This window comes from Pseudomonas persica (genome assembly GCF_900291015.1).
GTDB lineage: Bacteria > Pseudomonadota > Gammaproteobacteria > Pseudomonadales > Pseudomonadaceae > Aquipseudomonas.
In genome coordinates, this window is sequence record NZ_OLKL01000047.1 from 97617 (window position 1) to 110248 (window position 12632).

At 64.6% G+C, this 12632-nt stretch carries 13 protein-coding genes; 5 read left to right on the plus strand and 8 right to left on the minus strand.

The window, feature by feature from the left end:
• Nucleotides 1-10 precede the first annotated feature (10 nt).
• Nucleotides 11-1363 (minus strand): MFS transporter, encoded by a 1353-nt coding sequence (locus tag FQ664_RS22520; RefSeq protein ID WP_144175004.1) that lies wholly within the window; start codon nt 1361-1363, stop codon nt 11-13.
• Between the two features lie 260 nt (nt 1364-1623).
• Between FQ664_RS22520 and FQ664_RS22525 the strand changes: the two genes are divergently transcribed.
• On the plus strand, nt 1624-2325 hold the full coding sequence (locus FQ664_RS22525) for a FadR/GntR family transcriptional regulator (RefSeq protein ID WP_144175006.1): 702 nt from the start codon (nt 1624-1626) through the stop codon (nt 2323-2325).
• A 24-nt stretch (nt 2326-2349) separates the two neighbouring features.
• Here FQ664_RS22525 and FQ664_RS22530 read toward each other — a convergent pair whose 3' ends face one another.
• From FQ664_RS22530 to FQ664_RS22545, 4 genes are all read right to left on the minus strand, one after another.
• A complete protein-coding gene (locus tag FQ664_RS22530) occupies nt 2350-3360 on the minus strand; it encodes a zinc-dependent alcohol dehydrogenase family protein (protein WP_144175008.1) in 1011 nt (336 codons plus the stop codon).
• A 164-nt stretch (nt 3361-3524) separates the two neighbouring features.
• Complete coding sequence (locus FQ664_RS22535; RefSeq protein WP_144175010.1) at nt 3525-4115, minus strand: HAD family hydrolase; 591 nt, start codon at nt 4113-4115, stop codon at nt 3525-3527.
• A complete protein-coding gene (gene tesB, locus FQ664_RS22540; protein ID WP_144175012.1) occupies nt 4112-4981 on the minus strand; it encodes an acyl-CoA thioesterase II in 870 nt (289 codons plus the stop codon). Before tesB ends, FQ664_RS22535 begins: the two co-directional genes overlap by 4 nt.
• Nucleotides 4982-5128: 147 nt before the next feature.
• The gene (locus FQ664_RS22545; RefSeq protein WP_144175014.1) at nt 5129-5698 is read right to left on the minus strand and encodes a GNAT family N-acetyltransferase; all 570 of its coding nucleotides are present in this window, start codon (nt 5696-5698) and stop codon (nt 5129-5131) included.
• Between the two features lie 179 nt (nt 5699-5877).
• On the opposite strand from FQ664_RS22545, the gene pmrG reads away from it, so the two are divergent.
• The 3 genes from pmrG to FQ664_RS22560 all read left to right on the plus strand — a co-directional run bounded on the left by pmrG (nt 5878) and on the right by FQ664_RS22560 (nt 8996).
• Nucleotides 5878-6570, plus strand: a complete 693-nt coding sequence (gene pmrG / locus FQ664_RS22550; RefSeq protein WP_144175073.1) for a lipopolysaccharide core heptose(II)-phosphate phosphatase PmrG — start codon at nt 5878-5880, stop codon at nt 6568-6570.
• Nucleotides 6571-6691: 121 nt separating this feature from the next.
• A complete protein-coding gene (locus FQ664_RS22555) occupies nt 6692-7606 on the plus strand; it encodes a histone deacetylase family protein (protein WP_144175074.1) in 915 nt (304 codons plus the stop codon).
• Nucleotides 7607-7754: 148 nt separating this feature from the next.
• The gene (locus FQ664_RS22560) at nt 7755-8996 is read left to right on the plus strand and encodes a TIGR03862 family flavoprotein (RefSeq protein WP_144175016.1); all 1242 of its coding nucleotides are present in this window, start codon (nt 7755-7757) and stop codon (nt 8994-8996) included.
• 116 nt (nt 8997-9112) lie between these two features.
• Here FQ664_RS22560 and FQ664_RS22570 read toward each other — a convergent pair whose 3' ends face one another.
• The gene (locus FQ664_RS22570) at nt 9113-10444 is read right to left on the minus strand and encodes an RNA helicase RhlE1 (RefSeq protein ID WP_144175017.1); all 1332 of its coding nucleotides are present in this window, start codon (nt 10442-10444) and stop codon (nt 9113-9115) included.
• A 55-nt stretch (nt 10445-10499) separates the two neighbouring features.
• A complete protein-coding gene (gene yedA, locus FQ664_RS22575) occupies nt 10500-11420 on the minus strand; it encodes a drug/metabolite exporter YedA (protein WP_144175019.1) in 921 nt (306 codons plus the stop codon).
• Between the two features lie 154 nt (nt 11421-11574).
• Here yedA and FQ664_RS22580 point away from each other — a divergent pair, with 154 nt between their 5' ends.
• Nucleotides 11575-12024: an Lrp/AsnC family transcriptional regulator gene (locus tag FQ664_RS22580; RefSeq protein ID WP_144175021.1), complete on the plus strand. Its 450-nt coding sequence runs from the start codon at nt 11575-11577 to the stop codon at nt 12022-12024.
• Here the strand turns inward: FQ664_RS22580 and FQ664_RS22585 are convergent.
• Nucleotides 12021-12626 (minus strand): 3'-5' exonuclease, encoded by a 606-nt coding sequence (locus tag FQ664_RS22585; RefSeq protein WP_144175023.1) that lies wholly within the window; start codon nt 12624-12626, stop codon nt 12021-12023. The genes FQ664_RS22580 and FQ664_RS22585 overlap by 4 nt on opposite strands.
• Nucleotides 12627-12632 lie beyond the last annotated feature (6 nt).

Here is a 12632-nt window from a genome sequence, read left to right on the forward strand (position 1 = left end):
CTCGCAGTCATCAGTGGCTCTGGCCCAGGGCCGAAGAGGCCTTGAGGTCATCGGAAGGGGCACCCTTTGGGCGAGTGCGTACGAAGAAGATGGCAATGGCCGCCAGCACCGAGGTCACCGCCAGGCCGTACAGGCCACCCTGGATCGAGCCGGTCTGTTGCTCCAGCAGGCCAAAGGTGGTGGGGGCGACGAAGCCGCCGAGGTTGCCGACCGAGTTGATCAATGCGATCACCGCAGCGGCGATGCGGGCATCCAGGTAGCCCTGCGGGATCGGCCAGAACAGTGACGAGGCCGACTTGAAACCGATAGCCGCGAAGCACACCGCGACAAAGGCGAACACTGGCCCACCCGTAGTGGACATGAACATGCCGATGGCAGCGATCACCAGCGCACCTGCGACCCAGGCCTGCTGGAACCTCCAGCGCGCCGAGCCAGCAGCGAAGGCATACATGGCCAGGATCGAGATCAGCCACGGGATCGAGTTGAAGAAGCCAACCTGAAGGTCGCTGAGGTCGCCCATGCGCTTGATGATGCTCGGCAGCCAGAAGGTGGCGGCGTAGATGGTCAGCTGGATGCAGAAGTAGATCAGGCAGAACAGCAGGATCTGACGGTCCTTGAGCAGGCTCAAGGGCGATGGCCTGACCGCACCGACGGCTTCGCGCTCAAGCTGCTCATGATCGATGGCGGCCACCAGCGCCTCCTGCTCGACCTGACTCAGCCACTTGGCTTCCTGCGGCCTGGAGTCAAGCCAGAAGAACACGAAGAAGCACAGCGTCACCGAGGCCATGCCTTCGATGAACAGCATCCACTGCCAGCCATGCATGCCCAGCCCCTGGATCTGCATCAGCGCACCGGCCAGCGGCCCGGAAATCAGCGACGCCAATGCCGAACCACTGAGGAAGATGGCAATCGCCTTGCCGCGCTCGGCGGCTGGCAGCCAGCGGGTGAAGTAGTAGATCACCCCGGGGAAGAAGCCCGCTTCGGCCACACCGAGCAGAAAGCGCAGCACATAGAACTGGGTTTCGGTCTGCACGAAGGCCATGGCCGTGGCCACCAGGCCCCAGGTGAACATGATGCGGGTCAGCCACAGCCGTGCACCGACCTTCTGCAGCAGCATGTTCGAGGGCACTTCGAACAGCGCGTAGCCGATGAAGAACAGGCCGGCGCCAAAACCATAGGCCGCGGCACTGATGCCCAGGTCGCTTTCCAGATGCGGGCGGACGAAGCCGATGTTGACGCGGTCGAGGTAGTTGACGATGAACATGATGACGAACAGCGGCAGGACGTGGCGCTTGACCTTGGCCACGGCGCTGACCAGGGCGTCGCCGTCATTCCGGGCAGACGGAGCGAGGGTATCGTTCACTTGCGGATCTCCCACTAATTGTTTTTGTGCGGGTCGAGGTTGTCTGACATGACAGTGGGGAGGAGCATATGCGCAGCGCAGTTGTACGACAAGATCAACAACAGCGGGGAAAACCCAAAATACAAGCAATCACTACGAAGATATGCTTCTATCTTTCAAGAACAGCCAAGCTAAGCGCTGGCTTGGCCACCGGAAAAATCGGCAAAAAATATTTTGGTCGTTTAACTTGTCGTACAAGTACAACAAAAACGGATTACACCATGGACACTGAACAAGCCCATAAACGCGGGCACAGCCGCGCCCATGACCTGGTCTCCAGCCTGACCCAACAGATTTTGCTGGGCACCTTCAAGCCAGGCGACAAGTTGCCCTCGGAGAACACCCTGGTACGCGAGCACGGGGTCAGCCGTACCGTGGTCCGCGAGGCTCTGTCGAAATTGCAGGCCTCGGGGCTGGTGGAGCCACGCCACGGTATCGGTACATTCGTGATGGAGCGCCAGGCCCAGGCCGGCCTGCGCATCGCTGCGGAAAGCGCGGCGAATGTGCGCGACCTGCTGGAACTGCGCATCGGCCTGGAAGGCCAGGCCGCCGCTCTGGCCGCGCTACGCCGTGACGAGGGGCACCTGACGCGCATGCGCCAGGCGCTGGATGACTACCAGGACCTGGCCGCCGCCGGCGACAGCTGCATCGAGGCCGACCGGCGCTTTCACCTGTTGATTGCCGAGGCCACTGGCAACCTGTACTTCACTGAAATGCTGTTGCACCTAGGCAACGGCCTGATCCCGCGCAACCGCATGGCCCTGGCCGAACGCAGCGGGGCGAAGCTGGCGCGGCAGGCGTACCTGGCCAACCTCGAGCACGAGGCGATCCTCAATGCCATCCGCCGGCAGGACCCGGACGCGGCGCGGGCGGCGGTGTGCCTGCACCTGTCCAATAGCCGTGACCGGTTGTTGCCGGACTAGGGGCCGCTGCGCAGCCCCCGGCCATTACCAGGTCAAGCAGATCTTGCCGAAATGCCGGTTGCTCTCCTGGTAGCGGAAAGCCTCGACGATCTGCTCCAGCTCGAAATGCTTGTCCACCACCGGCCGCAGGCCGTTGGCATCGATCGCCCGCACCATCGCCTGCTGCTGGGCGCGGCTGCCCACCAGCACGCCTTGCAGGCGAATCTGCCGCACCAGCGCCTGCACCAGCGGCAACTGCCCGGCCACGCCGGTGAGGATGCCGATCAGCGACACATGCCCACCAATGCGCGTGGCGATCATCGATTGCTCCAGCGTCGCCGGGCCACCCACTTCAATCACATGGTCGACGCCGCGGTTGCCGGTCAGCTCGCGCACTTTCTCCCCCCAGGCCGGGGTGCTCTTGTAGTTGATCAGGTGGTCGGCACCCAGGGCCTTCAGGCGTTCCAGCTTGGCGTCGCTGGACGAGGTGGCGATCACCGTCGCACCGGCCAGCTTGGCAAACTGCAAGGCGAAGATCGACACACCACCGGTGCCCTGCACCAGTACCGTATTGCCGGGTTTGAGGTGGTCGTCGCTCATCAACGCACGCCAGGCCGTGAGACCGGCCGTGGTCAGCGTGGCAGCTTCAGCGTGGCTGAAACCCTTGGGCGCCAGGGTGAACGCGGTGGTGCGAGCGGTGACCTGTTCACGGGCGTAACCATCGATACCGTCGCCGGGCACCCTGGCGAAGCCTTCGACATTGGCCTGGCCGTCGAGCCAGTCGGGGAAGAAGGTACTGACCACATTGTCGCCGACCTGGAACTCGGTGACGCCGCTCCCCACCGCGACCACTTCGCCAGCGCCATCGGCCATGGGGATGCGCCGCTCGCTCGGGCCCCACATGCCGCTGACCACGGCGAAATCGTGGTAGTTGAGGGAGCTGGCGTGCAGGCGCACCGTGATCTCGCCGGCCTGGGGCGCGGAAGCCTCGCTGGTGCCGACTTCGACCTTGTCGTAGCCGCCACCGGGTTGTACGTAGATGGCCTTGCTAGTCATGTATGAGTCTCCATTCAGGGAAAATATTGGGGTTCAGCATAGACAGGTCCGGCCTCTTCGCGGGTGAACCCGCTCCCACAGGTTGAGTGCTGGACTTGAGCTCGGCGCGGTCCCTGTGGGAGCGGGTTTACCCACGAAGAGGCCCGCACAGGCGACACAAAAACTCAGCCCAGCATCACCTTCAATGCCCGGCAATCGGCCGCATGCCAATCCGCCAGCTCCGGCCACGGATTGTCTGGCAGGTTCACCAGCACCGTGCGCGCCCCCGCGGCCCGCCCACAGTCCAGGTCAAACCGGTAATCCCCCACCATCACCAGCTCACCCGGCGCCACGCCCCAGGCCTTGGCAATCTTCAGCAGCCCATCCGGGCTAGGCTTGGGCGCCGCTTCGTCACGCCCGAGAATATGCTCCACCGGGAAGCAGTCCGCCAGGCCGATGGCCTCCAGCGTCACATGCGCCAATTCGCGGGCATTGCGGGTCAGAATGCCCAATCGGCAACCACGCTCGGCCAATTCGCGCACCAGTTCCACCGCCCCGCTGGCCGCCGTGGAGGCAACCGCCAGGTCGCGCTCGTGCTCCAGCAGCCAGGCATGCTTGGCCGCCGCTTCGTCCGCTGGCAAGGCCGCCAGATGGGTGAGGATGTCGTGCTCGGTCGGGATATCCAGCGCCACGCGGATGGCGGCAAAATCGTGCACGGCCACGGTCAGGGTGCCGTCCATGTCGAACACCCAGTTGCGCACCTCGCCCAGGCTCATGCCCAGTCCTTGCGATGACGAATCAGGCCTTCCTGGCACGACGACGCCACCAGTTGCCCAGCCTGGTTGAAGATGTTGCCGCGGCAGAAGCCACGGGCATTACCCGCCCAAGGGCTGTCGGTGGCGTACAGCAGCCACTCGTCGGCACGCAGGTTGCCGTGGAACCACAGCGAATGGTCGAGGCTGGCGATCTGCATGTCACGCTGCCATACCGATTTGCCATGGGGCAGCAACGAAGTGGTCAGCAGGCCGAAGTCCGAGGCGTAGGCCAGCATGTATTTGTGCAGGGCGGGGATATCGGGCAGGGTGCCATCGGCGCGGAACCAGGCGTACTTCACCGGGTCGCCAGGCTTGGCATTGAACGGGTCGCGCTCGGTGACCGGGCGGATCTCGATCGGCTTGGCGCACAGCACCTTGTCGCGAATGCGCTCGGGCAACTGGTCGGCCATGGCCCGGGCCAGCTCGACTTCAGTGGGCAGGTTCTCCGGGCCGACCACCTCGGGCATCCGTGCCTGGTGTTCGAAACCTTCCTCGTCGTACTGGAACGAAGCGCTGCAGGTGAAGATGGGCTGGCCCTTCTGAATCGCCGTCACCCGCCGGGTGCTGAAGCTGCCGCCATCGCGCACGCGGTCCACCGAATACACCACCGGCAGGCTGGCATCGCCAGGGCGCAGGAAGTAGCCGTGCAACGAATGCACATGGCGTGCATCCTCGACCGTCTGGCTGGCCGCCGACAACGACTGGCCCAGTACCTGCCCGCCGTACAGCTGGCGGAAGCCCAGGTCCTGGCTACGCCCGCGGAACAGGTTCTCCTCGATGGACTCGAGGCTCAACAGGTCGACCAGGTCGTCCAACACATGACTCATCGGGGGTTCTCCGTAGGAGCGAGCCTTGCTCGCGATGCGCCGCCCTGGCGGCGCTCGATCTCACAGGCGCCTAGCATGTTGCGGCTAGCGCCTTCCAATTGGGAAATAATACAGCGTTTGTCATTCGCGCCGGGCATGACCATGCATTCAGGCGCGCAGGGTACGCTCCCAGCGTGCGCGGTCGATGCGGTACAGCACATGCGGGCGCAGCGGGTGCCCCACGGGCAGGCGAGGATGTTCGAAACTGCCGTTCAGGTCCTGCTGCATACCGATGGCCTGCATGACCTTCTGCGAGGGCAGGTTGCTCTCGCTAGTGAACGACACCACCTCTTCCAGGCGCAATTGGGCGAAAGCACAGCGCAGGCAGGTCCACGCCGCCTCACTGGCAAAACCCAGGCCCCAGTGGCGACGTGCCAGGCGCCAGCCGATTTCCACCGCCGGCGTAAAATCGGCATCGAACCCCACATGCAACAACCCGGTCATGCCGATGAAGGCACCGCTGTCCTTGCGCTCCAGGGCCCACAGGCCAAAGCCGTACTCATTGAAATGCCCGCGCACGCGGCCGATCAGCGCAGCTGCCTCCAGGCGCGTCAGCGGCGCCGGGAAGTAGCGCATCACCTGCGGGTCGGCACACAGTGCAGCGAACTCGCGCAGGTCGTCGTCGTGCCATTGGCGCAGCTGCAGTCGTGCGCTTTCCAGTTGCAGGATAGGGGTCATCGGGCGTGCTCCGGTTTTACCGTCTTGCAGTTTACAGCGTAGGCGCGGGTGCGGGTTTCACCCAGCCGGCGCACCCAAATGCAATTTTCACATGCCCTTCACCACCGCCCGACAGGCCACTTGGCAGGATGCATGCCATCACCGCCGCGCCAGCCGCGACCCTGCCAACGGAGCAACGCATGCTATCGAGCAACACCCTGGGGCACCCTGCCATCCACGCCCGGCGCAAGCGACGCCTGACCCGCAAAACCCTCGGTGCCACCCTTGGCCTGTGCATGGTCGTGGCGGCGTTGAGCACCTGGCTGGCGACGAGGACGCACATCGTGGACCTTGGCAACGAACAACAATTGAGTGACAGCGGCCTGCTGCAGGACTGGGCCGACGGTGCGGTGCTCGTGCTGATCCGCCACGCCGAGCGCTGCGACAGCGCCCCCGGCCCATGCCTGGACGACCCCACCGGTATCACCGTAGCCGGCAGCCAGGCCGCCGACCACGTTGGCCAAGGGCTGCACCAGTTGGGCCTGAACAACGCCGATATGCTCAGCAGCCCGAAACTGCGCACACGGCAAACCGCGCATTTCATCCTTGGCCAGGCGGTGGCCAGTGAAGACTGGCTGGAAAACTGTGACAGCCAGTTCGCCAGCGAAGCACTGGCACACAAACGGCCGGGGCACAACCTGGTGCTGGTGACCCACAACGGTTGCATCGATCATCTTGCCCGCCAGCAGAACGTTGCGGGTGGCGAGCGTGAGAGTGGCTATGCCAGTGCGCTGTTCGTTTCGGTGGACGGCAATGGCAAGGCGCGCATCCTCGGCCGCCTGAACGAACCGGACTGGCAACGGGTGCTGGCCAGTACCACGAAACAGCACTGACACCGCTCCTGCCTGCCAGGGCAACTGCCTTGCGCTACCTGTTCTGGCTTGCCAGCGATCGGGCAGCAAAGCTGCCCCGGCCATGGCAAGATCAGCACTGGCCCCGATTGCGACCCCACTCATGCCGTTGCCGCTGATCTACCACGAAGACTACAGCCCGGAGTTCCCCGCCGAACACCGCTTCCCGATGGACAAGTTCCGCCTGCTGCACGACCACTTGATCGACAGCGGACTGACCACCGACCAGGCCCTGCTGCGCCCGGACATCTGCCCCAACGACATCCTCGCCCTGGCCCACGACCGCAGCTACATCGAGCGCTACATGAACGGCGATCTGTCGCGCGAGGACCAGCGCCGCCTCGGCCTGCCCTGGAGCGAGGCCCTGGCCCGGCGTACCGTGCGCGCCGTAGGCGGCTCGCTGCTGAGCGCCGAGATGGCGCTGCAGCACGGCATCGCCTGCCACCTTGCCGGCGGCACTCACCACGCCCATTACGACCACCCTGCCGGCTTCTGCATCTTCAACGACCTGGCCGTGATCAGCCACTACCTGCTGGAGGCTGGCCGGGTACACCGGGTACTGATCTTCGACTGCGATGTGCATCAGGGTGACGGCACCGCGCGCATCCTGCACGACACACCAGACGCCATCACCGTGTCGCTGCACTGCGAACAGAACTTCCCGGCGCGCAAGGCGCAAAGCGATTGGGACATCCCCCTGCCCCGCGGCATGGGTGACATGGCCTACCTGAAGGTGGTGGACGACGCCCTCAACTACCTGCTGCCGCTCTATCGGCCCGACCTGGTGCTGTATGACGCCGGGGTCGATGTGCACAAGGACGACGCCCTGGGCTATCTGCAACTGACCGATGCAGGCGTTGCCGCCCGTGACGAGGCGGTGCTGCGCCACTGCCTGGGCCGCGACATCCCGGTGGTGGGCGTGATCGGCGGTGGCTACAGCAAGGACCGCGCAGCCCTGGCCAGGCGCCACGGCCTCCTTCATCACAGCGCGGCACGCGTCATCGGTTGTTCACAATGACTGTGGAACCGCTTGTGGATAACCTGCGGGAAAGGCGCTGCAGCCCTTTACAGGCAAGGCCTGCAGAGATCTGATCATTTTTTGATCAGTGTTTCCACAGGCCGTGCTGCGCTAGAATGCGCCTCTTTTCCACAGCCTGCTGCCTACCATGCCCGATCTGAGCCCCGCCTCCCCTCCCCTCGCTGTCGTCATCGGCGGCGGCCCAGCCGGCCTGATGGCCGCCGAAGCACTGGCCCAGGCGGGCCTGGCGGTCGAGGTGTTCGACGCCATGCCTTCGGTGGGCCGCAAGTTCCTGCTGGCGGGTGTCGGTGGCATGAACATCACCCATTCCGAGCCCTACCCGGCGTTCGTCAGCCGGTATGCCGAGCGCCAGGGCGAGATTGCTGCGCTGCTGCGCGACTTTGATGCCGATGCCTTGCGCCAGTGGATTCACGGTCTGGGCATCGAAACCTTCGTCGGCACCTCGGGCCGGGTGTTCCCCACCGACATGAAAGCCGCGCCACTGCTGCGCGCCTGGCTCAAGCGCCTGCGCGACAGCGGGGTAGTTATCCACACCCGTCACCGCTGGCTGGGCTGGAATGCCGAGGGTGCATTGCGGATTGCTTATCCACAGGGCGAGCGGCTGGTGAAGGCCGCCGTAGTGGTGCTGGCGCTGGGTGGCGGCAGTTGGGCACGACTGGGTTCGGACGGAAGCTGGCAACCGGTGCTGGCCGAACGGGCTGTGGATATCTCGCCCTTGCAGCCGAGCAACTGCGGTTTTGAAGTGGCAGGCTGGAGTGCGCTGCTCAAGGACAAGTTCGCCGGTACGCCGTTGAAGAACATTGCCCTCAGCGTTCCCGGCAGCGCGCCGCGCAAGGGCGAGTTCATCCTCACCGCGCAGGGTGTGGAAGGCAGCCTGGTGTATGCCTGGTCAGCGCCGGTGCGCGAGGCCATCAACCGTGAGGGCCACGGGGTGTTGCTGCTCGACCTGTTGCCGGACAAGCCTGTGGAGAAGATTGCCCAGGCGCTGGCCAAGCCACGGGGTTCGCGCTCCATGGCCAAGCACTTGCACAGCCAGCTGGGTATCGATGGGGTCAAGGCAGCGCTGTTGCGCGAGCTGACCGATCAGGCGACCTTTGCCGACCCTGGTGCCTTGGCGAGGGCGATCAAGGCATTGCCGATCACGCTGGTACGCACACGGCCACTGGATGAAGCGATCAGCAGCGCGGGTGGAGTGCGTTTCGAGGGGCTGGATAAGGGCTTGATGGTCAAGGGCATGCCGGGGGTATTCTGTGCCGGCGAAATGCTGGACTGGGAGGCGCCGACCGGGGGATATCTGCTGACGGCGTGCTTTGCCAGCGGCTTGCGGGCCGGGCGGGCGGCGGCGGATTGGCTCAAATCCAAAGGCTGACACCGCCCCCTGTGGGAGCGGGTTTACCCGCGAACACGGGCGAAGCCCGTGCCCTGCACCGCGTCGTATTCTTCGCGGGTAAACCCGCTCCCACAGAGACCGCGTAGACCGCGAGTCTACGGCTTACGCTTGCGCGCCCCACCATTGAAACTAGGCACCTTGCGCACCGCCTTCACCGCCGGCTGCGCACTGCCTGATTCAGCACTGTCCATCCAGCGCCCCAATCCGCGCTTGGCGCTATTCTCTTTCGGCTTCTTGGGCTTCTTCGGCTTCTTGATCACCTGGCCACTGGCGTCGGTCATCGGCACCCGGTGGTCAGGGATGAAGTCTGGCTCTTCGTGACGCGGCAGGGTCTGCCGGGTCAGCACTTCGATCGCCGCCAGTAGTTGCACTTCATCTGCACACACCAGCGAGATCGCCTCGCCTTTGTTGCCCGCCCGTCCGGTACGCCCGATGCGGTGCACGTAATCCTCGGCAACGATCGGCAGGTCAAGGTTGACCACCAGCGGCAAGTCATCGATATCCAGGCCGCGGGCGGCCACATCGGTCGCCACCAGCACCTGGATTTCGCGGGCCTTGAAGCTGTCCAGGGCACGCTGGCGGGTGGCTTGCGGGCGGTCACCGTGGATACCGTCGGCATTCACACCCTCGGCCAGCAAGCGCTCCACCAGTTGGTCCACACCATTGCGGGTCTTGGCGAACACCAGCACCTGCTTCCAGCGCTGCTTGCGCAGCAGGTGGCAGAACAGGTCGACCTTGCGCTTTTTATCCACAGGCACCAGCCACTGTTTGACGCTGGCGGCCGTGGCATTGCGCGGGCTGACTTCGATGCTCAGCGGGTCATTCAGGGCCAGCCCTGCCAGCATGCGGATCTGCTCGGAGAAAGTGGCGGAGAACAGCAACGTCTGGCGCTTGCGTGGCAGCGCGGCGTACACCGACTGCAGCTCTTCGGCAAAGCCCAGGTCGAGCATGCGGTCGGCTTCATCCAGCACCAGGGTCTGCACCTGGTTGAACTTCAAGGCGTTCTGCCGGAACAGGTCGAGCAAGCGGCCCGGGGTGGCCACCAGCAGATCGACACCACGGCGCAGGCGCATCATCTGCGGGTTGATGCTGACCCCGCCATACACCGCGTAAGTGCTCAGCGGCAGGTTCTCGGCATACTCGCGCACGTTGTTGTGCACCTGCTCGGCCAGCTCACGGGTGGGCACCAGCACCAGCGCGCGGATCGAGTTGCTGGCCACCTTCTCGCCTTCCAGCGCCAGGCGCTGCAGCACGGGCAGGGCAAAGCCCGCGGTCTTGCCGGTGCCGGTCTGGGCCGCGGCCATCAGGTCGCGGCCGGCCAGCACGGCGGGGATGGCCTTGGCCTGCACCGGGGTCGGAGTGGTGTAGTCCAGCTGCTGCAGGGTGCGCAGCAGTGGTTCGATCAGGCCGAGTTTGGCGAAATTCATGGCAATACCGTCAGGGGGTTCAGCGAAGGCGGCAAGTTTACCGCATCGCCCCTGCCTACTTGCAGATTTCGCCTTTCAACGGCTGCGCCGGCTCAGGTGCCTTGCGCCACTGCGGCAGGCCGATCAGCACCACCGCGCCGATGATCACCGCCATGGCCACACACTCTTCGGCACCAATCTGCTCGCCAGCAAAGACGATGCCCAGCAGCACCGCCACCGCCGGGTTGACATAGGCATAGCTGGTGGCAGCGGCCGGGCGCACGTGCTTGAGCAAGTACATGTAGGCACTGAACGCCAGGATCGAACCGAAGAACACCAGATAGGCCAACGCGCCCCAGCCGGCAGCGGTCGGCATCTGTGTCATGCGCTCACCAGACAGCACACTGCCAAGCAACAGCACGGCACCGCCGACCAGCATTTGCGCGGCGCTGGCCATGGGCCCCTGGGGCAGCGGCAAGGTCTTGCTCCACACCGAGCCGAATGCCCATGACGCCGCCGCAAAAATGATCAGCGCCGCGCCAATCGGGCTTGCCTGCAGGTTGGAGCCCAGGTTCAGCAGGCCGATACCCGCCAGCCCGAGGGCGATCCCCGCCCACTCCAGCTTCGAATTACGGTGCCCGAACAACAGACCGAACAGCAAGGTGAACAGCGGCACAGTTGCCACCGCCAGCGCTGCCACGCCCGAGGCCACACCGGCATGCTCGGCCACGGTCACACCACCATTGCCACAGCTGAGCAGCAGAAAACCGATCGCCCCCGCAGCCCGCCACTGCGGCCAGGTCGGCGCCGGCACACCGCGCCAGCGCAAGAAGCCATACAGCAGGCCACCGGCAATCAGGAAGCGCACCCCGGCCATGAGCATCGGCGGCCAGCTCTCGACGCCAATACGAATGAACAGATAGGTGGAACCCCAGACCAGGTACAAGGCCAGGAAAGCGCCAATGAGCAACAACGGGAAGCGACGGGAGGCAGGCATGGCAAACACTCGAAATCCGTTTACGGGTTGCTTAGTTTAGAAAGGCCACCGAGTAAACTTAAGTTACAAAACAGCTTTAAATCCCCCGAACACTTTGCATTGCATGGTTATTCGGATGTTTTTCAAGCGAATCCAAACCAGGCAGGAATCATCCATGGACAAGTACGACCGCATGCTGCTCGCCGCGTTACTCGACAATGGCCGCGCCACCTTCGCGCAACTGGCGCGCCAGGTGAACCTGTCGGCGCCAGCGGTGGCCGAGCGGGTGGCCAAGCTCGAGGCCAGCGGGGTCATCACCGGCTACCAGGCCAAGGTCGACATGAGCAAGATCGGCCTGCCGATCCAGTGCGTGATCGAGCTGCGCCTGGCCAGTCACGGCAATCAGCAGGCCTATGAAGCGTTGACCCAGATCCCCCAGCTGACCGAATGTCACCGAGTCACCGGCGACCCCTGCGTCATCATGCAGGCAGCGGTGGGTTCGATGCCCGAGCTGGAAGAGCTGATCAACCGGGTGGCGCAGTTCGGCTTCAGCAAGACCTCGATCATTCTCTCCAGCGCTGTGGAGCGGCGGGTGCCGCTGGCGCAGCTGGAGAAGAAGTCTTAACAGTATTTGGCCAGGGTATCGCGGACCTTCGCGGCCGGGACCTTCTGCAGGCGGCACAGTAGGTCGTGGCTCAACTGCTGGATACCGTGGTTCTGGCGCAACACGCCAGCCAGGTGTTGCAGCAGGTTGGCAGCCATTTCGGCATCGGCCATGGCCCGGTGCGCGGTACCGGTATCCGGCAGCCCGGCCCAGCGGGTCAAGGTGCCCAGCTTGTGGTTCGGTGCCGCCGGCAGCAAGCGCCGTGACAGCAGCAGGGAACAGGCGAAGGCCTGGCTGCGGCTACGGCCGATGCGGCTCAGTTCGTAGTCCCAGAACTTCTGGTCGAAGGCGGCATTGTGTGCCAGCAGCGGGGTAGCACCGACGAACTCGGCCACTTCGTTCATCACCTTGTCCACCGGCGGCGCACTGCGCAGCATGGCGGTGGTGATGCCGGTCAGACCGGCGACGAAGGCCGGTACCGGCACACCCGCATTCATCAGGCTCTGGTAGCGCTCGACGATGCGCCCGCCCTCCAGCATCACCACCGCCACCTCGGTGGCGCGGCAGCCAGCGCCGGGGCTGATGCCGGTGGTTTCAAAGTCGATGACAGCGATACGTTCCATGCAACG